Here is a 22,036-nt window from a genome sequence, read left to right as displayed (position 1 = left end):
AGAAAACTACGCCGCCTTGCGCAGCTCCAGCTCAAGCCGGTCCCAGATCTCGACCAGTGCGCCGACCAGATCGCGCATCATCTGTTCGGTGTGCGCGGGGCCGGGGGTGAAGCGCAGGCGCTCGGTGCCGCGCGGCACGGTCGGGAAATTGATCGGCTGCACATAGACGCCGTATTCGGCGAGCAGAATATCCGAGATCTTCTTGGCCCGCACCGGGTCGCCCACCATCAGCGGCACGATATGGGTGGTCGAATCCATCACCGGCAGCCCCGCATCGCGCATCGCGTCCTTCAGGAACGCGGCGGAGGCCTGCTGCGCCTCGCGCTCGACGCTCGAGGATTTCAGGTGGCGGACCGATGCCAGTACGCCCGCGACCAGCACCGGCGACAGCGAGGTGGTGAAGATGAAGCCCGGCGCATAGGAACGCACGCAATCGATGATGCGCTTGTCCGCCGCGATATAGCCGCCCATCACGCCGAACGCCTTGCCCAGCGTCCCCTCGATGATGTCGATGCGCGATGCCGCGTCGTCGCGTTCCGAAATCCCGCCGCCGCGCGCGCCATACATGCCCACGGCGTGAACCTCGTCGATATAGGTCAGCGCGTTATACTTGTCGGCCAGGTCGCAGATCGCGTGGATCGGGGCGACGTCGCCGTCCATCGAATAGACCGATTCGAACGCGATCAGCTTGGGCGTCGCCTCGTCCTCGGCGGCGAGCAGCTCTTCCAGATGGGCGATGTCGTTGTGACGCCACACCCGCTTTTCGCAGCCCGAATTGCGGATGCCCGCGATCATCGAGGCATGGTTCAACTCGTCGGAAAAGATCACGCAACCCGGCAGCAGCTTGCCCAGCGTGGTCAGCGTGGTGTCGTTCGAGACATAGCCCGACGTGAACAGCAGCGCGCCTTCCTTGCCGTGCAGGTCCGCCAGCTCGTATTCCAGATCGACGTGGTAATGCGTGTTGCCGCCGATATTGCGCGTGCCGCCCGAACCCGCGCCCACATCGTGCAGCGCGCTTTCCATCGCCTCGATCACCTTGGGGTGCTGCCCCATGGCGAGATAGTCGTTGGAGCACCACACGGTAATCGGCTTGGGCCCGTTGTGCCCGGCAAAGCAGCGCGCGTTGGGATAGGCACCCTTATTGCGCAGGATGTCGATGAACACGCGGTAGCGCCCCTCGGCATGCAGCCGGTCGATCGCCTGGTCGAAAATCTGGTCGTAATTCACGTCGTACTGCTCGCCTGTGGGATATTGCCTGCCGGAACGCTTGCCGCGTCCTGTCAGGGTCTGCCCCCGCGCGCATTGCGCCAGATCAAATTCGCGCGCCGCGCCAATCCATGACCCCAACCGGCGGTCCGGGCCAATGCTTGTCGGGAAAGCCCCTACTGCATTGTCCACAGCCATGCAAAGCATGTTTGGCGATGACAGAACTGCGATCCGCCGATCACAGAACCTCGACCCGGTCCAGCCCGCGGGCCGCCAGCGCGGGTTTCAGCGCCGACAATCCCGCCTCGGCCCGGGTGAACAGCGCGGTGTCGGGCCGCGTGCGGCCGAACGGCTGACCCTGCGTCAAGGAAGCGATCCGCCGCGCGATTCCGTCCGCCCCGTCGATCAGCGAAACCTGCGGGCCGAAAGCGCCGGACAGTTCATCGGCCAGCAGAGGGAAATGCGTGCAGGCCAGCACCAGCGTGTCGATCCTCTCGCCGCCCTCCATCGCGCGCATCGACGATAATGTCTGCGCGACGATCGCCGGATCGACCGCTTCGCCGCGCAATTTCGCCTCCGCCGCCGCGACGAGGCCGGGGGCGGCCAGCCGCAACAGGGTCTTGTCCGCCGCGAATTCCGCCTCCAGCCGGTCGACATAGCCCTGCCGGATCGTCGCGCCCGTGCCGATCAGCCCGATCACGCCCGTCCGCGTCATGGCGGCGGCAGGCTTGATCGCGGGCACCGTGCCGACGATCGGGATATTGAGCACGTCGCGCACCATGCCCAGCGCAATCGTGCTGGCGGTATTGCAGGCGATGCAGGCAAGGCGCGGTTGGAACCGCTCGGTCATGCGGCCCAGCAGGCCCGCGACGCGCGCGGCGATCTCCGCCTCGCTCTTCTCGCCATAGGGCAGGCCCGCATTGTCGGCGGCATAGATCACCGGCGCCTGCGGCAAAATCCGGCGCAGCGCGTCCAGCACGGTCAACCCGCCGACCCCCGAATCGAACACCAGTATCGGCGCGTCGGGGCGGATGGGCGGATCGGTCTGGGTCATCGCCGCCCCCAATGCGTGAGCGCGAAAGATTGTGCAAGACGGCCCATCGGCAACGGAATGGAGCGAGCCGCGCTTGAGCCGCATCGGCCAAGCGGCTAACGGCTTGGGTTCCATTTGGCGGAGAGATGCCCGTGACCCCGATCGACCTGCTGTCCGCGCTGATCTTCGGCTATGTGCTGGGTTCGATCCCGTTCGGCGTGATCCTGACCCGCATGGCGGGCGCGGGGAATCTGCATGAGATCGGATCGGGCGGCACCGGCGCGACCAATGTGCTGCGCACCGGGCGCAAGGGGCTGGCGGCGGCGACATTGCTGCTCGATCTGGCCAAGGGAGCGGCGGTGGTGCTGATCGCGCGCGCGATCTGGCCGGGGACCGAGCATTGGGCGGGCCTTGCCGCGGTCGTCGGGCACTGCCTGCCGATCTGGCTACGCTTTCGCGGGGGCAAGGGCGTGGCGACTTTGATGGGCGTGGCGCTGGGCCTCGCCTGGCCGATCGGTCTGGTCTTCGCCGTGGTGTGGCTGGGCATGCTGGCGATCACCCGCATTTCCAGCGCGGGCGGGATGAGCGCGGCCATCTCCGCGCCGATCGCCGCCTTTTTCATGGGCTGGCCGCATTATGCGCTGGCGCTGGCCATCATGGCCGCGCTGGTGCTGTGGCGGCACCGCGCGAATATCCAGCGGCTGATCGCGGGTACCGAACCGCGCGTGGGCAAGAAATAAAGTAGCGGATCTCTCCACGCATCATGCCGATCAGCCAGGAAGAAGCCTTCGCGCGCATCCGCCTGTTGCGCTCGCCCAATGTCGGGCCGGTCAGTTTCCGGCAGATGCTGGCGCGTTTCGGCAATGCGGTCGCCGCGCTCGAGGCTCTGCCCGAAATGGCGGCGCGCGGCGGCGGCAAGCAGCAACCCGCGCCCGAAGCCTTGGTCCGCGACGAAGTGGCCGCCGTCCGTGCCGCGAACGCCCGCTATCTGTTCCACGACGACCCCGCATTCCCCGCCTTGCTTGCCGAAATGCACAATGCCCCGCCGATCCTGACGATCCGCGGCGATCTGGCGCTCTTGCAGAAACCGGCGGTCGCCATCGTCGGCGCGCGCAATGCTTCGGCCGCCGCGATTTCGCTGGCGCGGCAATTCGGGCGCGAACTGGCGCAGCAGGGGCGGCTGGTCGTGTCGGGCCTTGCGCGCGGCATCGACGCCGCCGCGCATGAAGGTGCCCTTGCAGCCAAGGAGGGTGGGGGCGCCACCGCCGCGATCATCGCCAGCGGCATCGACATCACCTATCCGCCCGAGCATGCCGATCTGCAGGACCGCATCGCCGCCGAGGGCCTGCTCATCGCCGAACAACCCGCCGGCACCCAGCCGCAGGCGCGCCATTTCCCCAGCCGCAACCGCATCATCGCCGGGATGGCCGCAGGCACCGTGGTGGTCGAGGCCGCGCCCAAGTCGGGCAGCCTGATCACCGCGCGCATCGCGGCTGATGCGGGGAGAGAGGTGATGGCTGTGCCCGGCAATCCGCGCGACGCAAGGGCGCGCGGCTGCAACTATCTGATCCGCGAAGGCGCGGTGCTGGTGCAGGGCGCGGACGACATCGCCGAACTACTCGACAGCTTCACCGGCGCACCGCGCAGCCGCTTTCGCGAGGAGACGCCGGTCTTCGCCCATCTGCCGCGCGAGGAGGAAACGGAAGGGCTTGGGGAGGGCAGGGACGAACCCGCCGCCGACATCGCCGCGCTGATATCCGCCGCCCCCGTCAGCGTGGACGAACTCATCCGCACCAGCGGCGCGGCCCCTGCGGCGGTGCAGCTTGCGCTCCTCGAAATGGAGCTGGCGGGGCGCATCCAGCGTCATGCCGGCGGGCGGGTTTCGCTTGCGTAGGCCGCGTTAATCGCCTTGACCGTTAATCGTCTTGACTGGGACTGGGCGCGGTCCCCATTTTCGCGCGTACACACGTAGAGGGACCGAAATCCGCCTCGGTTCCGCATCGGGAATACTTGAAGTAACATGCAACTTGTCATCGTAGAATCGCCCGCCAAGGCGAAGACCATCGAGAAATATCTGGGCTCGGACTACAAGGTGCTGGCCAGCTATGGCCACGTCCGCGACCTGCCGCCCAAGGACGGTTCGGTAAAGCCGGACGAGGGCTTCGCGATGGACTGGGAGCTTTACGGCGACAAGCAGAAGCAGGTGCGCGCCATCGCCGATGCCGCCAAGACGGCGGACCGCCTGATCCTCGCCACCGACCCTGACCGCGAAGGCGAGGCGATCAGCTGGCACGTCCTCGAACTGCTGAAAAAGCGCAAGGCGCTGCCCAAGGAGGTCGAGCGCGTCACCTTCAACGCGATCACCAAGACCGCGGTGACCGACGCGATGGCGCGCCCACGCGAACTCGACCACGATCTGATCGACGCCTATCTCGCCCGCCGCGCGCTGGATTATTTGTTCGGCTTCACCCTCTCGCCCGTGCTGTGGCGCAAGCTGCCCGGCGCGAAATCGGCGGGCCGCGTGCAATCGGTCGCGCTGCGCCTGATCGTCGAGCGCGAGCGCGAGATCGAGAGTTTCACGCCGCAGGAATACTGGTCCGTCATCGCGCATATGGAGCATGACGGCACCGCCTTCGAGGCAAGGCTGGTGAAGTTCGAAGGCAGCAAGCTGGAACGCCTGTCGCTGGGCGAGGAAGGCATCGCGATCCGCGCCAAGACCGCGGTGATGAACGGCGCCTTCACGGTCGAGGATGTCGAGACCAAGCCGGTCAAGCGCAACCCCGCGCCGCCGTTCACCACCTCTACCCTGCAGCAGGAAGCCGCGCGCAAGCTGCATTACTCGGCCAGCCACACCATGCGTCTGGCGCAGGGCCTCTACGAGCAGGGGCTGATCACATACATGCGTACCGACGGTGTCCAGATGGACCCCGGCGCGATCAGCGAGGCACGCAAGGCAATCAGCGACCGCTATGACGGCCATTATCTGCCCGAAAAGCCGCGCCAGTATCAGACCAAGGCCAAGAACGCGCAGGAAGCGCATGAGGCGATTCGCCCGACCGATTTCACCAAGCCGCGCGGCGGCAGCGGCGATGCGGCCAAGCTCTACGACCTCATCTACAAGCGCGCGCTGGCCAGCCAGATGGCCGCCGCCAATCTGGAACGCACCAGCGTCACCATGCGCGACGGAACCGGACAGCACGAATTGCGCGCCACCGGGCAGGTGGTGAAATTTCCCGGCTTCCTCGCGCTGTACGAGGAAGGCCTCGACCAGCGCAGCGACGACGACGATGAAGGCCTGCTGCCGCTGATGAAATCGGGCGACCGTCCGGCCAAGAAATCGGTCGACGCCAACCAGCACTTCACCCAGCCGCCCCCGCGCTATTCCGAAGCCAGCCTCGTCAAACGGCTGGAGGAACTGGGCATCGGGCGCCCCTCGACCTATGCCGCGACGCTGCAGGTGCTGAAGGACCGCGACTATGTCCGGACCGAGAAGAACCGCTTCTTCGCCGAGGATTCGGGCCGCCTGCTGACCGCGTTCCTCGAACGCTTCTTCGAGCGATATGTCGCCTATGACTTCACCGCCGGGATGGAGGACGAGCTGGACGACGTGTCGGGCGGGCGCGCCGACTGGCACACCGTGCTCGAGGCGTTCTGGCGCGACTTCAAGCCCAAGTCCGACGAAGTGATGGAGCAGAAGCCCAGCGACATCACCGTCGCGCTCGACGAATTCTTGGCCGACTATCTTTTCCCCCCGCGCGAGGACGGGCTGGCCCCGCGCGCCTGCCCGCAATGCATCGCCGAAGGGCGCGAAGGCGGCGAGCTGCATCTGCGCGGCGGACGCAACGGCGCGTTCATCGGCTGCGTCAACTATCCCGAATGCAAGTACACCCGCCGCTTCGGCCAGCCGGGCGAGGATGGCGAGAGCGCGGATACCGAGATCGGCAAGCACCCCGAAACGGGCGAGCCGATCGAGCGCAAGACGGGCCGCTTCGGCCCCTATATCCAGATGGGCGAGGGGAAAGAGGCGAAGCGCGCCTCGATCCCCAAGGACATTCCCGAACTCGATCTGGAATGGGCGGTCAAGCTGCTCTCGCTGCCGCGCATCGTGGGCGAGCATCCCGAGACCGGCAAGGAGATCGAGGCCAATATCGGCCGCTATGGCCCCTATCTGCGCCACGACGGCAAATATGCGAAGCTGGCGGGCACGGCGGACGTATTCGACACCGGCATGAACGCCGCCGTCACCCTGCTGGCCGAGGCCGCCAATCGCAAGGGCGGCGCGCGGGCCAAGGCCGAACCGCTCAAGACCTTCGGCGAACATCCCACCAGCGGCGGCGAGATCAAGCTGATGGCGGGCCGCTATGGCCCCTATGTCACCGACGGCACGACCAATGCCACGATCCCGCGCGACATGAAGCCCGAGGACGTGACCGAGGAAGACGCCGTTCGCCTGATCGACGAACGCGCCGCCAAGGGCCCGCCCAAGAAAAAGGGCGCGAAGAAAAAGGCCGCGCCCAAGAAGGCTGCCCCCAAAAAACAGGCAACCGCGAAGGCGCCCGCCAAGAAGAAGGCGCCTGCAAAGAAGGCCCCGGCAAAGAAGGCCCCGGCCAAGGCGAAGGAAACCGAAGGCTGATGCGTCCGCGCCCGGCGGCAGAGCGGAACGTTTCGCCGCCGTTCGCGTCCATCACCCATGCAGCAGACAGTCATGGATGACGGCGCGTCGCCCGGCGGACCCGGCGTGAGCGAGGACGGCGAGGGCCTGCCCATGCCCCGCCGCATCTGGGCGATCATCGCGGTCAGTTTCGGCACCGCGCTGTTCGTGCTCGATTCGGTCATCGCCAATGTCGCGCTGCCCACATTGTCGCGCGAGCTTGACGTCAGCGAAGGGGCGGTCACCTCGGTCGTCACGATCTATCAGCTGGTGATGGTGATGGGCCTGCTGCCCTTCGCCAAGCTGGGCGACCGCATCGGGCACCGCCGCATCTACCAGATCGGGCAGGTGCTGTTCTGCTCCGCCTCGGCATTGGTGTGGTTCATCGACAGCTTTGCCATGCTGCTGGTGCTGCGCGCGCTGCAGGCGCTGGGGGCCAGCCTGGCGCTGGCGGTCGCATCGGCGATGATCCGCAACATCTATCCGGACAAGAGCCTCGGCAGCGGGCTGGGCGTCAATTCGGTGGTGGTGGCTTCCTCCGCCGCGCTGGCGCCGACGCTGGGCGGGTTCATCGTGGCGCATTTTTCGTGGCAATATGTGTTCGTGGTCGCGGTGCCCTTCGCGCTGCTGTCACTGCTGCTGGGCCGCAGCCTGCCCAACGCCCGCCCCGGTGCGGAACTCGACGGCACCGGCAGCGCGTGGAGCGCGGTCACCGTCGCGCTGCTGATCGGCGGGGTGCAATTGGCCGCGCATGGCGGCACGCTGCTGCCCGGCATCGCCGCCTTCGTGTTCGGCGCATTGTCCGCATGGCTGCTGGTCCGGCGCGAGCGTCAGCAGGACCGCCCCGTACTGCCCGTCGACATCCTCGCGCTGCCCGCCGTCGGCCTGTCCGCACTGGCGGGCGCGGTGGCGTTCTGCGCGACCGGGCTGCTCACCGTGTCGCTGCCCTTCATCCTTGAACAAAAGCTGGGCTACACGCCCGATCAGGTGGGCCTGCTGCTGCTGCCCTTTCCGCTGACCATGCTGATCTTTGCGCCGTTCACCGGCTGGCTGTCCGACCGCGTCGCCCCGACGAAGCTGGGCCTGTTTGGGCTTGCGATCCTGATCGCCGGGTTCGTTTCCTTCATCTTCCTGCCCGCCGATGGCAGCTATTTCGATGTCGCATGGCGGCTGGTCACCTGCGCGATCGGTTTCGCCTTTTTCATGCCGCCCAATTCGCGCCTGCTGATCGGCAGCGCCCCGCGTGAGCGTGCGGCGGCGGCGGGCGGCGTGCTGTCCACCTCGCGCCTGTTCGGGCAGGCCAATGCGGCGGCGCTGGCGGGCCTGATGCTGGGCCTTGGTCTAGGCCTCGGCCCGGTGCCCTTCTATGTCGCGATCGCCCTGTCGATGGTCGCGGGCCTGTGCTCGCTCACCCGCTATCGCACCATCGTCGCGCAGCGGCGAATGGCGCAATATGTGCAGACGGGTGCCTAGGCGGGCCGATCCCGGTCCGCCGCCAGACTGCGGGCACGCACCAGATCCTTGGGCCGGCCAAAGCCGGTCAGCATGGCGTGCAGCTCTGCCCGTTCGGGAATGAACACTCTCGCGCCGCCGACATCGACCGGCTTGCGCGTCACGGGCTGCACCGGCACCCATGTCCCGCCCGAAAAATGGCAGAAACCCGCCATGAATTCGACCGGTAGAGCGGTCCCAGTCCATGTCGCGAAAATGCCCGACCGGAACGTCGGATGCGCGGGGCCGGGCCGGCATTCGATCCCGATGCCCGGCAGGATGGCCTGCGCATCGGCTTCGCTCAGCAGCACGTCCACATCGGCGACCTCGCCCGCATCGGCCCCGTGCAGCGCCACCGCCGCGCTCGAGATGATCCACCACGGATCCCGCGCCGCCGCCATCAGCGTGCCGACTGCACGAACCGAAGCGGACAGGGCAGGGCCGACCGGCATGCGGCGAACGCGGCCCTATTTCACCCAGTCGAGCCCCAGCACCTCGTAAAGCTCCTTGTCCTCGGCCCAGTTCTCCTGGACCTTCACATGCAGGAACAGGTGCACCTTCTGGCCCAGCAGCTTGGACAGTTCCTCGCGCGCGGCCTCGCCGATGGCCTTGATGCGCGCGCCGCCCTTGCCCAGCACGATGGGTTTCTGGCTGTCGCGGCCCAGCACGATCTGCTGGCGGATCTCGACCGAACCGTCGGGCCGCTCGACATAGGCCTCGGGCCGGATCGCGCTGTCATAGGGCAGTTCCTCGCGCAGCTGCAGATAAAGCTGCTCGCGCGTGATTTCCGCCGCCAGCAGCCGCTGCGACGCGTCCGACACCTGGTCTTCGGGGTACAGCCACGGACCTTCGGGCATCAGCGAGGCAAGATGCGCCTTCATCTCGTCCACCCCGTCGCCGGTCAGCGCCGAGACGAAGAAGATCTCGTCGAACTTGGCCTGCGCGTCGAGGTCCTGCGCCAGCACCAGCAGCGCCTCTTTCTTCGAGGCATCGACCTTGTTGATCACAAGGATCTTGCGCTCGGGCCGCTGTGCCAGCGTCTCGATCAGCGGCATCAGCTCGTGCCGGCGCTGCTTGATCGGATCGACCACCAGCAGGATCGCATCCGCCTCGTCCGCGCCTTCCCAAGCGGCATTGACCATCGCGCGGTCCAGCCGCCGCTTCGGCGCGAAAATGCCCGGCGTGTCCGCCAATACGATCTGGGTCGGCTCGCCCGCGGCGTTTTCCGCCAGCGCGATGCCCAGCAGGCGCGCGCGCGTGGTCTGCGCCTTGGGGCTGGTGATCGCCACCTTCTGCCCCACCAGCGCGTTCACCAGCGTCGACTTGCCCGCATTGGGCGCGCCCAGCACCGCCACCACGCCGCAGCGTGTTTCGGTTGCGGCAGGGGCGTCGTCTGCACTCTTGTCCATAATTCCTATCCGTGACGCTCAAGAAAGCGGGCCGCCGCGTCGGTTTCGGCCTGCTGTTTGGAAATGCCGGTGCCGGTTTCATCGCCCACGCCGTGCACCGATACGCGCACCGTAAAGCGCAGCGCATGGTCGGGACCGCTGCGGTCGACCAACTCGTATTCGGGCATCTTGCGGCGATTGCCCGCGGCCCATTCCTGCAAAGCCGACTTGGGATGCTTGGACTGCCCCGTGCGCCCCTCGACCGCGTCGGCCCACCAGCGGCGCACCATGGCGCGCGCGGTGTCGAACCCGTGCTCGAGGAAACAGGCACCGATCAGCGCCTCGATCACGTCGCCGAGGATATTGTCGCTGTTCAGCCCGCCATCGGCGCGCGCCTGCTTGCCCAGCCGCATGTAATCGGCCAGCCCCACCGCGCGGCCCACCTTGGCGCAGGCATTGCGGCTGACCAGCGCGTTCAGCCGCTGCGACAGCTTGCCCTCGGCCCCGTCGGTCTGGTCGTACAGCCATTCCGCGATGGTCAGCCCCAGCACGCGGTCGCCCAGGAATTCCAGCCGCTGGTAATCGAAACTCTCGCCCATGCTGCCATGCGTCAGCGCCGCCAGCCACAGCTCGTCGTCCTTCGGCGCCTGCTGCGTCTCACGCTCGATCCAGCCGCGCGTGGCGTCGCCGATCGTTCGTGGCTCCTGATGTTTCTGCCCGTCGGTCATGATGCTGCCGTCATGATGCTGCCCGTGACAATTGCGCTGCTCAGAACGTCTCGCCGATCCGGTCCCAGCGGGTCGCCTGGAACCATGTCCACGGCTTGATCCAGCTGGCCGATCCGTCGGTCGAGAACATGGTGACCTGTGCCTTGCCGACAAGGTTCTCCATCGGCACCATCCCGATCCCGCCGCCGATCCGCGCGGGAAAGCGGCTGTCCTCGGAATTATCGCGATTGTCGCCCATGGCGAATAAATGCCCCTCGGGCACGGTGAACACCGGCGTGTCGTCCTGCGGCGTGTCGATCAGGTCCAGCACCTGATAGCTGCGGCCCGAAGGCAGCGTTTCGACATAGCGCGGATAGCGGCAGAAATTCATCGCGCCGGGCCCCGTTTCCTCGAACCGCATGTCGATGCAGGGCGATCCGCGACCCGATGCGGCGGCGGCATCGCGCATGTTCTGCGTGACGGGCAGCAAAAGATCCTCGATGCGGCGCTTGGGGATCGCGGCACCGTTGATGAACAGCTGACCGCCGCGCATCTGGATCTGGTCGCCCGGCAGGCCGATCACGCGCTTGATATAGTCGTTCGCCTGGTCCGGCGGCGCCTTGAAGATCGCGACATCGCCGCGCTCGGGCGTGCTGGCAAGGATGCGCCCCGGGATCAGCGGCATCGAGAACGGCAGCGAATAGCGCGTGTAGCCATACGACCATTTCGACGCGAGCAGGTAATCCCCGATCAACAGGCGCGGCAGCATCGATTCCGACGGGATGTTGAAGGGCGAAAAGATGAAGCTGCGGAAGATGAACACGATCACCGCCAGCTTCAGCAGGAAGACGGGAAAGCTGTCCTCCTTCTTTTCCTTTTTCACGGGCCTTGCGTCGGCGGGCTTTGCAAAGGGATCGCCGGACGCGGCCGTGCCACCGGGCGCATCGTCGCCTTTATCGCTGGAACCGGAAATTTGCATGTAACCTGTTTTCGCCTGCCGATGGTCTGGTATCGCAGCGCGGCATAGGGCAGGAAGCGCACGGCGGCCAAGCGAAACCTTGCGCGCCGCCCGATTCAATCGACCAGTTACACGGCAACAGGGAACAGATCTTACCATGACCGACGCCGCCGCGATCCGCGACCGCCTTCAGAACCTGCCGACCCCCACGTTGAAGCAATTGTTCGACGCCGATCCGCAGCGTCTGTCGGCGCTGACGGGCCGCATCGGCTGGGGCGAAGGGGAGACGGCAGGTTCGATCCTGTTCGACTGGTCCAAGACCCATCTGGACGAGGTTCACATGGGCGCGTTCGAGGAGCTGGCCGATGCGATGGATTTCGCCGGGCGCCGCGACGTGCTGCTGACCGGCGGCATCGCCAACCCGACCGAGGGCCGCGCCGCCGAACACACCGCCCAGCGCGGCGTCGGCAAGGACAGCAGCGTCGAGGAAGCGATGGCGCTGCACCAGCGCATGAAGCTACTGGTGGAAGCGATCCGCGCAGGCGAACTGGGCGAGGTGAAGCACCTCATACACATCGGCATCGGCGGTTCGGCGCTGGGCCCGGCCTGCGCGCTCGCCATGCTGGCGCGCGACATCGACGCGCCGCTGATCGACGTGCATGTCGTCTCCAACATCGACGGCTGCGCGCTGGAAGACGCGATGCACGCCTGCGATCCGAAAACGACGATGATCGCGGTCGCCTCCAAGACCTTCACCACGATCGAGACGATGACCAACGCGGAAAGCGCGCTCGACTGGCTGAAGGAGAACGGCGTCAGCGATCCCTATGGGCGCGTCGTCGCCTTGACCGCCAGCCCTGAAAAGGCGGTCGAATGGGGCGTCGACGAAACCCGCGTGCTGCCGTTCAGCGAGACGGTAGGCGGACGCTATTCGCTGTGGTCCTCGATCGGCTTTCCCGTCGCCATCGCGCTGGGCTGGGACGAGTTCGAGGCGATGCTGGCGGGCGCGCAGGCGGTCGACATCCACTTCCGCGACACCGACGCGCGCGCCAACCTCCCCTTGCGCGCCGCCTTCGCCGACCAGCTTTACACGCGGCTGCGCGGCTGCCAGACCCGCGCGGTCTTCGCCTATGACGAGCGGCTGAAGCTGTTTCCCGACTATCTCCAGCAGCTTGAGATGGAATCGAACGGCAAGCTGGTGACGATGGACGGCAAGCCCGTCGACGGCCCCACCGCGCCGATCACCTGGGGCGGCGTCGGCACCGATGCGCAGCACGCGGTGTTCCAGCTGCTCCACCAGGGCACGGTGACGGTGCCGGTCGATTTCATCGCCAGCATCGCGCCGGGCGACGCATTGTCCGACGAACACCACCGCATCCTGCTGACCAATTGCTTCGCGCAGGGCGCGGCGCTTATGGCGGGGAAGGGCAGCGACGATCCCGCGCGCAGCTATCCCGGCAACCGGCCCAGCGCGACCATTCTGTGCGACGACATGGACGCGGCGACCTTGGGCGCGCTGATCGCGTTCCACGAACACCGCACCTTCTGCAACGCGGTGCTGATGGGAATCAACCCGTTCGACCAGTTCGGCGTGGAACTGGGCAAGCAGATCGCGAAAGAGATCGAGAGCGGCAAGGGCGAGGGTTTCGATCCCAGCACCGAGGCGCTGCTGGAAGCCGCCGGCCTCAAATAACGGCACCCGGAATGTCGGGCAGGGGGCGGACGGCTTTGCAATCCGCCCCGTACCGCCCATATCGCCCCCACCACTCAGGGAGCGATGAATGACCGACCGTACCGACAGCCCATACGACTTCGACCTCTTCGTGATCGGCGCGGGGTCCGGCGGGGTGCGCGCCTCGCGCGTGGCCGCCGCGCATAGCGCGCGCGTCGCGGTGGCCGAGGAACACCGCGTCGGCGGCACCTGCGTAATCCGCGGCTGCGTGCCCAAGAAGATGCTGGTCTACGGCGCCCATTTCGCCGAGGATCTGGAGGACGCGCAGCAATTCGGCTGGACGGTCGAGAATGCGCGCTTCGACTGGAAGAAACTGCGCGACACCGTGCTCGACGATGTCACCCGCATCAGCGGCCTCTATACCCAGACCTTGGGCAACCATGACGTCACCATCTTCGACGAACGCGCCGAACTGGTCGATGAGCATACGATCAAGCTGTCCGGCGGCCAGACGGTCACCGCCGACAAGATCCTGATCGCCACCGGCGCGCGCCCGCGCATCCCCGATTGCCCCGGCCACGAGCTTGGCATCACCAGCAACGAGGCGTTCCACCTCGACGAACTGCCCAAGCGCGTGCTGATCGCGGGCGGCGGCTATATCGCCAATGAATTCGCCGGCATCTTCAACGAATTCGGCAGCACGGTCACCATCATCAACCGCTCCGACCGGCTGCTGCGCGGCTATGACGAGAGCGTGCGCGACCGCCTGCTCCAGATCTCGACGATGAAGGGCATTAATTTCCGCTTCAACGCCGAATTCCGCGGGATCGAGAAGACCGACGAAGGCTGCCTCCGCGTCTCGATGACCAATCACGAGGATATGGAGGTCGATTGCGTCCTCTTCGCCACGGGCCGCGTGCCGAACGTCGAAGGGCTGGGCCTCGAAAACGCGGGCGTCGAACTGGGCGAGCGGGGCGAGATCAAGGTCGACCGTTTCTCCAAGACCAATATCGACAATATCTACGCCGTGGGCGACGTGACCGACCGCATCCAGCTGACCCCCGTCGCCATCCGCGAAGGGCAGGCCTTCGCCGACAGCGTGTTCGGGAACAAGCCGACGACGGTGTCCTATGACTGCGTGCCAAGCGCCGTCTTCAGCCACCCGCCCATCGCCGCCGTCGGCATGACCGAGGGCGAGGCGCGCAACACCCTGGGCGACGTGAAGGTCTATCTCGCCGATTTCCGCCCGATGAAGAACGTGCTGGCGGGCCGCAACGAACGCGGCCTCTACAAGATGATCTGCGACGGCAATTCGGGCAAGATCGTCGGCATCCACATGATCGGCCCCGACGCGCCCGAAATCATGCAGGCCGCCGCCGTCGCGGTGAAGGCGGGGCTGACCAAGGACGATTTCGACGCCACCGTCGCGATCCACCCCACCATGGCCGAGGAGCTGGTGCTGCTGAAGTAACTGGCGGCGTCAGATCCGCTTCATGTCCAGCCAGTCATCGTTGCCCGCCCAGACCTTGTCGAAGGCGGCTTCGGCGGCGGCGGCTTCCGGCTTGTGGCCCAGTTTCCTCTCGGTCTGCGCCAGCCCGTAAAGCGCCAGCGCATTGTTGGGCGCCTCGAACAGCGCGGCGCGGAACGCCTGCCGCGCATCCTCGTACCGCGCCGCCTGGTAATAGGCCGCGCCCAGCGACTGGCTGACCGGATAATACCAGAACGGCGGCTCCATATAGGGGATCGCCTTCTGCATCTCCGCCGCCTTGGTGAAATGGGCGATGGCCTCGTCCGACCGGCCTTGCGACAGGGCCATCCGCCCTTCCGCCACTTCCGCCGACAGGCGAACGATCAGGGGCGCGGGGAATCCGGCGGCCTCCATTCCAGTTACGCCTTCCGATCCCGCCAGCCGTTCCAGAACGGCCATTTCGCTCGCAAAACCGGCCTCGTCGCGCTGGTCCGCATAGGCGACCGCCCGCGCGTAACGCCGCATCGCGTCCACATATTCGAGCGGATGGGTCTTTCCCGTCAGCGCCAGCACCGCTGCCGAAGACCCGTATTGCGCCTGCGCGAAATAAGGCGCGGCATAGATCGCCTGCACCCACGGCAATTCGCGCCCGGTCTCGACATCCAGAATCGATTGCAGGCGCGCCGTCTGCGACATCACGGTGCCGACATCGCCCATCATCTGCGCCGACGTCAGCAGGAAATGGACATTATGCGGGTAATAGCCGAACCGGACCATCGCGTCGTCGCTCGCCCGCGCCAGATAGGCCTCGTCCGCGGCGACGGCGGCGCGGTTGGCGGCCAGCGAGTCCGCATATCGCCCGATCCGGTAATAGATATGCGAAGGCATGTGGACCAGATGGCCCAGCGCCGCCGGACCGGTATCGCGCAGCCGGTCCGCCGCCGCTTCGGCCTTCTCGGGCTCGGGCAGCTCCTGCAGATGGATATAGAGGTGCGAGGCCTGCGGATGCTGCGGGCTGCGCGCCATGACCTTTTCGATCAGCGCCACCGCCTCGGCAATGCGGGGCTGGGCGGTTCCGGAATCGAGGTCCCAATAGTTCCACGGCGTGGTGTTCATCGCCGCTTCGGCCGCCAGCACCGCCAGATCGTGGCTGCCGGGCATCTGCCGTGCCAGACCCAGCATCGCATCGGCATAATCCGCATCCAGCGCCGCGCGGTCGGATGCGGCATCGGCGGAATAGCGCGCGCTTTGCGCCTCCACCAGCGCGGCGACCATCGGATCGGCCCCGGCGGACAGGCTGCGCGCCTTGTCCAGCGCGGCCAGCGCGGCGCGGTTCTGATCGTCGTTCATGGCCGCATTGATGTTGGGCCCGTTCGCCATCGCCTCGCCCCACCAGCACATCACGCAATCGGGATCGACCCGCTGCGCATGGCGGAACGACCGGATCGCCGCGCGATGGTTGAAGCCATAGGCCAGCGCCAGCCCCTGCTCGAAATAGCGCCGCGCCAGCGGATCCATGTCGCCCAGCGGCAGATCGGTCGCCATCAGGCCGGGATAGAGCCCCATGGTGCCCGAAGCGTTGTCCGGCCCCATCGCCTCGGCCAGTTTCAGCCGCTGCTCGAGCGTGGCGCCCGACACATCGAGCCCCCTGCAGGCGATCCGCCCCGCCCGCGTCGGGTCAAGCGCCGCCAGTGTTTCGGGTGAGATCGTATTGTTCGATCCGCTTGCCGTGCCGCCAGACGCGCCGACCAGAACCAGCAGCGCCGCGGACAGAGCCATCCTATGCTCCATCGTCCACCTCCGATGCGACCCGCCGTGTAGCGCGCTAGATACCAGATTTCCGCAGTGGCGGTGAGGGAGAAGCACCCGCGCTTTACGCTGTCCTACACGCCGTCCGCGCGCTATTCCGGCGATGATCCGGCTCCTTGACCTCGTCCGATTTTTCCCCGCCCCTCCGCGGTGTAACTTTTGGCCCAAAAGCCGCGCATTTCCGCGGCGCGGCACGGGGTTACAGCCCCTGTAGGACCTGTCACCTTTGTCACTTTTCGAAGGGGTCTGTCCGCTTAGCCAAAGCGATAGGGCACCACGCCCCGGCCGCCCGGATCGACCACGATGGCGCGGTCCCCCGGCGGAAAGGCGCGCTGGTCGCAATTCTCGCGCGGGCACAGCCGGCAGGAAATGCCGATCGGGGTCGCCGCGCCCTTCGCCGCCACGTCCAGCCCGTCGGCATAGATGAAGTCGGCGGCATCCTTCGCCTCGCACCCCAGCGCCACCGCATAGCGGCGCGGCGGGCGGGCATAGCTGCCGGAAGGCTTCACCAACCCCTTGGCCATCGAGACATAGCGCACCCCGTCGGGCGTCTCGGCCAGCTGCGTCAATATGCGGTCGGGTATCGCCACGGCCTCGTGCACGATCCACAACGGGCAGGCCCCGCCGAACCGCGCGAACTGCAGGGGCGTCGCCGAATGCCGCTTGGTGATGTTGCCCGCCATGTCGACCCGGCAGAAGAAGAAGGGAATGCCCCGCGCGCCGTCCCGCTGCAACGTCGACAGCCGGTGGCAGGCCTGCTCGAAACTGACCGCGAAACGCTGCCGCAGCCGGTCGATGTCGTGCCGCTCGACCAGCGCGGCGGCGCGAAACCGCTCATAGGGCATCAGCAAGGCCCCCGCCGCGTAATTGCCGAGACCGATCCGCAGCAATTGCCGCGCACCCGGAGAGGCCAGCCCCGACCGGTCGGTGACGAAGGCGATCTCGTCCGCCAGCGCGATCCCCGCCAGCTGCCACGCCAGCTGAAACCGCCGCGTCTCCGCAGGCTGCGCCGGGTCCAGCGTCAATTCCCGCCGCGCAGGGTCGTAATGGCGCAGTCCGGCTTCGCCCTCGCGGATCGTCAGGCCAAGCCCTTCGGCAAAACCCGCCAGCGCCGCCTCGACCGGAGAAGGCGCATCGCCCGCGATCCGCGCCGCCAGCGCTTCGGCGCCGCGGTCCAGCGTGTCGATGTAATTGCCCGCGCCGTGAAACCAGTCGCGCACCTCCTCCCACGGCAGGCGGCCCGACTGCGCGGTTTCGCCCGACTCCAGCGCCTCGTCCAGCATCTGCAGCCGCTCGCCCGCCTGCCGATAGGCAGTGTGCAGCGCGACGAAGCGGTCGGCCAGATGCGGCTGTTGGCGCACCGCACGGGCGGCGGCATCCTCGCCCAGCGGCTCGGCAAAGATCGGGTCCGACGCCGCGCGGCGCAGCGCCTCGGCCCGCTTGTCCGAACTGTCGCCGCCCAGATCGTCCAGCCGCAGGTCGAAATGCCGCGTCAGCGCCGCGATCAGCGGAGGCGTCAGCGGCCGGTCGTCGCTCTCAAGCTGCGACAGATAGGAAACCGAGATGCCCAGCGTCCCGGCCATCTCCGCCTGACGCATCCCGCGCCGCGAACGAAGCGCGCGCAGCGTCTTGCCGGCAAAGATGCGTTGTGGGCGGTCCATAATCGTCTGATAATCGGGGCGCCCAAGTTTTGCAAAACCTGCGTGCCAGATTTTGCAAATTCGCATTGGACTTGCAAAGTGCCGCCCGCGATAGGCAGTCTGGCAAGGATGGCGGCGCCTGCCGTCCCTGCAATCGTAAGCACACTGGAGGCCCTCGTCCGCATGTCCGCCAATATCGCCGAAGTCGAACGTCGCCGCGCCGCTGCCCATCTGGGGGGCGGCCAGAAACGCATCGATGCCCAGCACGCCAAGGGCAAGCTTACTGCCCGAGAGAGGCTTGACGTGCTGCTCGATGAAGGCTCGTTCGAAGAGCTCGACATGTATGTCGAACACAACTGCGTCGATTTCGGAATGGACGAGGGCCACATCCCCGGCGACGGCGTGGTCACCGGTTCGGGCACGATCAATGGCCGTCTGGTCTATGTCTTCAGCCAGGATTTCACCGTGTTCGGCGGATCGCTGTCCGAACGCCACGCGCAGAAGATCTGCAAGGTGATGGACGCCGCCATGAAGGTCGGCGCGCCGGTCATCGGCCTCAACGACAGCGGCGGCGCACGCATCCAGGAAGGCGTCGCCTCGCTGGGCGGCTATGCCGAGGTGTTCCAGCGCAACGTGCTGGCATCGGGCGTGGTGCCGCAATTGTCGCTGATCATGGGCCCCTGCGCGGGCGGCGCGGTCTATTCGCCCGCGATGACCGATTTCATCTTCATGGTGGAGGACAGCTCCTACATGTTCGTGACCGGCCCCGAAGTGGTCAAGACCGTCACGAACGAGGTGGTGACACAGGAAGAACTGGGCGGTGCATCGACCCACACCACCAAGACCAGCGTGGCGGATCTGGCCTGCGAAAACGACATCGTCGCCCTGCTGCAGGCGCGCGATTTCATCGACTACCTTCCGCTGTCGAACCGCGACGAACTGCCCGAGCGTCCCACCAGCGACCCGTGGGACCGGCTGGAAGAAGGCCTCGACACGATCATCCCCGCCTCGGCCAACCAGCCCTATGACATGCACGAAGTCATCAGGAAGACGCTGGACGAGGGCGACTTCTTCGAGATCCAGCCCAAGCACGCCGGCAATATCATCTGCGGCTTCGGACGGGTCGAGGGGCGCACCGTGGGCGTCGTCGCGAACCAGCCGATGGTGCTGGCAGGCGTGCTCGACATCAACTCGTCGAAAAAGGCGGCGCGTTTCGTGCGGTTCTGCGATGCGTTCGGCATTCCGATCCTGACCTTCGTCGATGTTCCCGGCTTCCTGCCCGGCACCGACCAGGAGCATAACGGCATCATCAAGCACGGTGCGAAACTGCTGTTCGCCTATGCCGAGGCGACCGTGCCCAAGATCACCGTCATTACCCGCAAGGCCTATGGCGGGGCCTATGACGTCATGGCGTCAAAGCATCTGCGCGGCGACCTCAACTACGCCTGGCCCACCGCCGAGATCGCGGTGATGGGCGCGAAGGGCGCGGTGGAGATCATCTTCCGCCAGGACCGCGACGATCCGGAAAAGATCGCAGCCAAGACCAAGGAATACGAGGACCGCTTCGCCAATCCGTTCGTCGCCGCGTCGAAGGGCTTCATCGACGAGGTTATCATGCCCCATTCCACCCGCCGCCGCATCGCACTGGGCCTGCGCAAGCTGCGCAATAAGGAGCTGGAGAATCCCTGGAAGAAGCACGACAATATTCCGTTGTAAGGGAGGAATGTGCGATGGCCGACCATACCGCGAAGGTACGCTGGGAGATTTCCGAAGGGGAGGATTTCCCGAGCAACACATACAGCCGGGCCCACAGCTGGAGCTTTGACGGAGGGCTGTCGGTTCCCGGCAGCGCGGCCCCGGGCTATCTTCCTGCCGCGCTCATCGATGAAAGCGCGGTCGATCCGGAAGAGGCGCTGCTGGCATCGGCGGCCAGTTGCCACATGCTCTATTTCCTCGCCTATGCGGCGAAAGCAGGGTTCACGATGACAAGCTATGAGGATAACCCCGAAGGCAAGGTCGAGAAGAACGAGACGGGTGATCCGTGGGTCTCGGCGATCATCATGCGGCCCAGAGCCGTGTTCACCGGCGACAAGCGACCGAGCGGAGATGAGATTGAGAAGCTTCACCACCGCGCGCACAAGAGCTGCATCATCGCCAACAGCCTGAAAAGCGCACTGACCATCGAACCGATAATCGAGAGCTGAACGATGAAATTGGGCAGGATGAACCACCTCGGCTACGCCGTTCCGGACATGGACGCCGCCATCGCGCATTACCGCGATGTCATGGGCGCGTCCGTCGTGACCGAGCCGTTCGACATGCCCGAGCAGGGCGTGAAGGTCTGCTTCGTCCACACGCCCGGCGAGCAGGGGACCGAGGGTACGCAGGTCGAATTGCTGTCGCCGCTGGACGAAAACTCGCCTGTGGCCGGTTTCATTGCCAAGAACCCGCTGGGCGGGCAGCACCACGTCTGTTTCGAAGTGCCCGACATCGCCGAGGCGCGCGCCTATTTCGAAGGGATCGGCAAGCGCATCCTTGGCCCAACGCGGATCGGGGCGCACGGAACCCCGATCTTCTTCGTGCATCCCAAGGACATGATGGGCATGCTGACCGAAATCATGGAAACACCGAAGGAGGCGCACTGATGTCTGACGTTCTCAGGACCGAACGCGATGGCGATGTGGTCACGCTGACGATCACGCGCGATCACCGTATGAACGCGCTGACCTCGACGTTGGTCGTGGAACTGCGCGAAGCGATGGTCGCCGCTGTCCAGCAGGGCGCCCGCGCCATCGTGCTGACGGGAGAGGGCAGGGCATTCTCCTCTGGCGCCGATCTGCAGGGCGACGGCAAGGATGGGCTGTCCCCGGACCTCAGCGAAGAGATCGAGAAATCCTATAACCCGCTGGCCCGCGCGATTGCAGACCTGCCGGTCCCGTTCGTGGTGGCGGTCAACGGGCCGGCCGTGGGTGCGGGCATGGGCTTCGCGCTGTCGGGCGATGTGGTGATCGCCGAACGCTCCGCCTATTTCCTGCTGGCCTTTGCCAATATCGGCCTCGTCCCCGATGCGGGAGCGACATGGATGGTCGCGCGCTCGGTCGGCCGCGCCCGCGCGCTGGAACTGGCGCTGCTGGGCGAGAAGATTCCGGCAGAGGACGCCAAGGCCATGGGCATGATCGCCCGCGTGGTCGACGACGGCACATCGCTGGCCGAAGCGCAGGCACTGGCCACAAGGCTGGCGGCGGGGCCGAGCAAGGCGCTGGGCATGATCCGCAAGCAGGTCGCCCATGCGCTGGACCATCAATTCACCGAAACACTCGCGGAAGAAGCGCGCAACCAGCGCGAGGCCGGTTTCAGCGAGGACTTCGCCGAAGCCGTCAAGGCCTTCCGCGAAAAGCGCAAGCCGGCCTTCAAGGGCCGCTGAGGAACGACATGACCGACAAGACCCTGAACGACTGGAAAGCCCTTGCCGACAAGGAGGTGAAGGGCCGCGACCTCACTTGGCACACGCCCGAGGGGATCGACGTCAAGCCGCTCTACACGCAGGCCGATGTGACCGACTGGGATCCCGGTCTGCCCGGCTTCGCCCCGTTCACCCGCGGCGTGAAGGCATCGATGTATGCGGGCCGTCCGTGGACGATCCGGCAATATGCGGGCTTTTCCACGGCAGAGGAATCGAACGCGTTCTATCGCCGCAACCTCGCGGCGGGGCAGAAGGGGCTGTCGGTCGCCTTCGACCTTGCGACCCATCGCGGCTATGACAGCGATCATCCGCGCGTCGTGGGCGATGTCGGCAAGGCGGGCGTCGCCATCGACAGCGTCGAGGATATGAAGATCCTTTTCGACCAGATCCCGCTCGACCAGATGAGCGTGTCGATGACGATGAACGGCGCGGTGATCCCCTGCCTGGCGTTTTATATCATTGCGGCGGAAGAACAGGGCGTCAGCCCCGACCAGCTGACCGGGACCATCCAGAACGACATCCTCAAGGAGTTCATGGTCCGCAACACCTA

The 22,036-nt window shown here is 66.3% G+C and carries 19 protein-coding genes; 11 read left to right on the top strand and 8 right to left on the bottom strand.

The window, feature by feature from the left end:
• Nucleotides 1-6: 6 nt before the first annotated feature.
• Together hemA and murI are read right to left on the bottom strand one after the other, a co-directional pair.
• On the bottom strand, nt 7-1,227 hold the full coding sequence (gene hemA / locus AC4FIJ_RS09485; RefSeq protein ID WP_490336541.1) for a 5-aminolevulinate synthase: 1,221 nt from the start codon (nt 1,225-1,227) through the stop codon (nt 7-9).
• Between the two features lie 217 nt (nt 1,228-1,444).
• Nucleotides 1,445-2,260: a glutamate racemase gene (murI, locus tag AC4FIJ_RS09480; RefSeq protein WP_490336476.1), complete on the bottom strand. Its 816-nt coding sequence runs from the start codon at nt 2,258-2,260 to the stop codon at nt 1,445-1,447.
• Nucleotides 2,261-2,385: 125 nt separating this feature from the next.
• On the opposite strand from murI, the gene plsY reads away from it, so the two are divergent.
• From plsY to AC4FIJ_RS09460, 4 genes are all read left to right on the top strand, one after another.
• Entirely contained in the window at nt 2,386-2,979 is a 594-nt protein-coding gene (plsY, locus tag AC4FIJ_RS09475; RefSeq protein WP_490336475.1) for a glycerol-3-phosphate 1-O-acyltransferase PlsY, read from the top strand.
• A 23-nt stretch (nt 2,980-3,002) separates the two neighbouring features.
• A complete protein-coding gene (gene dprA / locus AC4FIJ_RS09470) occupies nt 3,003-4,133 on the top strand; it encodes a DNA-processing protein DprA (protein ID WP_490336474.1) in 1,131 nt (376 codons plus the stop codon).
• A gap of 126 nt (nt 4,134-4,259) precedes the next feature.
• A complete protein-coding gene (gene topA / locus AC4FIJ_RS09465) occupies nt 4,260-6,872 on the top strand; it encodes a type I DNA topoisomerase (RefSeq protein WP_490336473.1) in 2,613 nt (870 codons plus the stop codon).
• 72 nt (nt 6,873-6,944) lie between these two features.
• Nucleotides 6,945-8,363, top strand: a complete 1,419-nt coding sequence (locus AC4FIJ_RS09460; RefSeq protein WP_490336472.1) for an MFS transporter — start codon at nt 6,945-6,947, stop codon at nt 8,361-8,363.
• Here AC4FIJ_RS09460 and AC4FIJ_RS09455 read toward each other — a convergent pair.
• Genes AC4FIJ_RS09455 through lepB form a run of 4 tightly spaced genes read right to left on the bottom strand, consistent with a single transcriptional unit; the run spans nt 8,360 to nt 11,359 of the window.
• Nucleotides 8,360-8,833, bottom strand: a complete 474-nt coding sequence (locus AC4FIJ_RS09455; RefSeq protein ID WP_490336471.1) for a hypothetical protein — start codon at nt 8,831-8,833, stop codon at nt 8,360-8,362. The two genes, AC4FIJ_RS09460 and AC4FIJ_RS09455, sit on opposite strands and share 4 nt — an antisense overlap.
• A gap of 15 nt (nt 8,834-8,848) precedes the next feature.
• Nucleotides 8,849-9,790, bottom strand: coding sequence for a GTPase Era (era, locus tag AC4FIJ_RS09450; protein WP_490336470.1), 942 nt, complete (start codon nt 9,788-9,790; stop codon nt 8,849-8,851).
• A 5-nt stretch (nt 9,791-9,795) separates the two neighbouring features.
• Nucleotides 9,796-10,497, bottom strand: coding sequence for a ribonuclease III (gene rnc, locus AC4FIJ_RS09445; RefSeq protein WP_490336469.1), 702 nt, complete (start codon nt 10,495-10,497; stop codon nt 9,796-9,798).
• A gap of 40 nt (nt 10,498-10,537) precedes the next feature.
• Nucleotides 10,538-11,359, bottom strand: coding sequence for a signal peptidase I (gene lepB, locus AC4FIJ_RS09440; protein WP_490336540.1), 822 nt, complete (start codon nt 11,357-11,359; stop codon nt 10,538-10,540).
• 232 nt (nt 11,360-11,591) lie between these two features.
• On the opposite strand from lepB, the gene pgi reads away from it, so the two are divergent.
• Nucleotides 11,592-13,127, top strand: a complete 1,536-nt coding sequence (pgi, locus tag AC4FIJ_RS09435) for a glucose-6-phosphate isomerase (protein ID WP_490336468.1) — start codon at nt 11,592-11,594, stop codon at nt 13,125-13,127.
• 88 nt (nt 13,128-13,215) lie between these two features.
• Nucleotides 13,216-14,577 (top strand): glutathione-disulfide reductase, encoded by a 1,362-nt coding sequence (gene gor / locus AC4FIJ_RS09430; protein WP_490336467.1) that lies wholly within the window; start codon nt 13,216-13,218, stop codon nt 14,575-14,577.
• 9 nt (nt 14,578-14,586) lie between these two features.
• Here the strand turns inward: gor and AC4FIJ_RS09425 are convergent, their stop codons facing one another.
• The gene (locus AC4FIJ_RS09425) at nt 14,587-16,353 is read right to left on the bottom strand and encodes a hypothetical protein (protein WP_490336466.1); all 1,767 of its coding nucleotides are present in this window, start codon (nt 16,351-16,353) and stop codon (nt 14,587-14,589) included.
• A gap of 284 nt (nt 16,354-16,637) precedes the next feature.
• Complete coding sequence (locus AC4FIJ_RS09420) at nt 16,638-18,044, bottom strand: helix-turn-helix domain-containing protein (RefSeq protein WP_490336465.1); 1,407 nt, start codon at nt 18,042-18,044, stop codon at nt 16,638-16,640.
• A 162-nt stretch (nt 18,045-18,206) separates the two neighbouring features.
• On the opposite strand from AC4FIJ_RS09420, the gene AC4FIJ_RS09415 reads away from it, so the two are divergent.
• The 5 genes from AC4FIJ_RS09415 to AC4FIJ_RS09395 form a co-directional block, all read left to right on the top strand.
• Nucleotides 18,207-19,739 (top strand): acyl-CoA carboxylase subunit beta, encoded by a 1,533-nt coding sequence (locus AC4FIJ_RS09415; RefSeq protein ID WP_490336464.1) that lies wholly within the window; start codon nt 18,207-18,209, stop codon nt 19,737-19,739.
• A gap of 14 nt (nt 19,740-19,753) precedes the next feature.
• Nucleotides 19,754-20,227 (top strand): OsmC family protein, encoded by a 474-nt coding sequence (locus tag AC4FIJ_RS09410; protein WP_490336463.1) that lies wholly within the window; start codon nt 19,754-19,756, stop codon nt 20,225-20,227.
• Nucleotides 20,228-20,230: 3 nt separating this feature from the next.
• Nucleotides 20,231-20,668 (top strand): methylmalonyl-CoA epimerase, encoded by a 438-nt coding sequence (gene mce, locus AC4FIJ_RS09405; protein ID WP_490336462.1) that lies wholly within the window; start codon nt 20,231-20,233, stop codon nt 20,666-20,668.
• Entirely contained in the window at nt 20,668-21,447 is a 780-nt protein-coding gene (locus AC4FIJ_RS09400; RefSeq protein WP_490336461.1) for an enoyl-CoA hydratase-related protein, read from the top strand. The genes mce and AC4FIJ_RS09400 overlap by 1 nt, the downstream gene beginning before the upstream one ends.
• Before the next feature lie 8 nt (nt 21,448-21,455).
• Nucleotides 21,456-22,036: methylmalonyl-CoA mutase family protein (locus AC4FIJ_RS09395; protein WP_490336460.1), on the top strand; the 581-nt coding region annotated here is incomplete at its 3' end.

It is taken from the genome of Croceicoccus sp. (assembly GCF_983967925.1).
The sequence above is the reverse complement of the archived record's forward strand: the minus strand, read 5'-3'. Positions and strand labels throughout refer to the sequence as shown.

Excerpts from the sequence above, each read along its gene's own strand:
- murI (WP_490336476.1), bottom strand. The coding sequence starts at position 2,260 with ATGACCCAGACCGATCCGCCCATCCGCCCCGACGCGCCGATACTGGTG.
- plsY (WP_490336475.1), top strand. The coding sequence starts at position 2,386 with ATGCCCGTGACCCCGATCGACCTGCTGTCCGCGCTGATCTTCGGCTAT.
- dprA (WP_490336474.1), top strand. The coding sequence starts at position 3,003 with ATGCCGATCAGCCAGGAAGAAGCCTTCGCGCGCATCCGCCTGTTGCGC.
- topA (WP_490336473.1), top strand. The coding sequence starts at position 4,260 with ATGCAACTTGTCATCGTAGAATCGCCCGCCAAGGCGAAGACCATCGAG.
- AC4FIJ_RS09460 (WP_490336472.1), top strand. The coding sequence starts at position 6,945 with ATGGATGACGGCGCGTCGCCCGGCGGACCCGGCGTGAGCGAGGACGGC.
- AC4FIJ_RS09455 (WP_490336471.1), bottom strand. The coding sequence starts at position 8,833 with ATGCCGGTCGGCCCTGCCCTGTCCGCTTCGGTTCGTGCAGTCGGCACG.
- era (WP_490336470.1), bottom strand. The coding sequence starts at position 9,790 with ATGGACAAGAGTGCAGACGACGCCCCTGCCGCAACCGAAACACGCTGC.
- rnc (WP_490336469.1), bottom strand. The coding sequence starts at position 10,497 with ATGACCGACGGGCAGAAACATCAGGAGCCACGAACGATCGGCGACGCC.
- pgi (WP_490336468.1), top strand. The coding sequence starts at position 11,592 with ATGACCGACGCCGCCGCGATCCGCGACCGCCTTCAGAACCTGCCGACC.
- gor (WP_490336467.1), top strand. The coding sequence starts at position 13,216 with ATGACCGACCGTACCGACAGCCCATACGACTTCGACCTCTTCGTGATC.
- AC4FIJ_RS09425 (WP_490336466.1), bottom strand. The coding sequence starts at position 16,353 with ATGGCTCTGTCCGCGGCGCTGCTGGTTCTGGTCGGCGCGTCTGGCGGC.
- AC4FIJ_RS09420 (WP_490336465.1), bottom strand. The coding sequence starts at position 18,044 with ATGGACCGCCCACAACGCATCTTTGCCGGCAAGACGCTGCGCGCGCTT.
- AC4FIJ_RS09415 (WP_490336464.1), top strand. The coding sequence starts at position 18,207 with ATGTCCGCCAATATCGCCGAAGTCGAACGTCGCCGCGCCGCTGCCCAT.
- AC4FIJ_RS09410 (WP_490336463.1), top strand. The coding sequence starts at position 19,754 with ATGGCCGACCATACCGCGAAGGTACGCTGGGAGATTTCCGAAGGGGAG.
- mce (WP_490336462.1), top strand. The coding sequence starts at position 20,231 with ATGAAATTGGGCAGGATGAACCACCTCGGCTACGCCGTTCCGGACATG.
- AC4FIJ_RS09400 (WP_490336461.1), top strand. The coding sequence starts at position 20,668 with ATGTCTGACGTTCTCAGGACCGAACGCGATGGCGATGTGGTCACGCTG.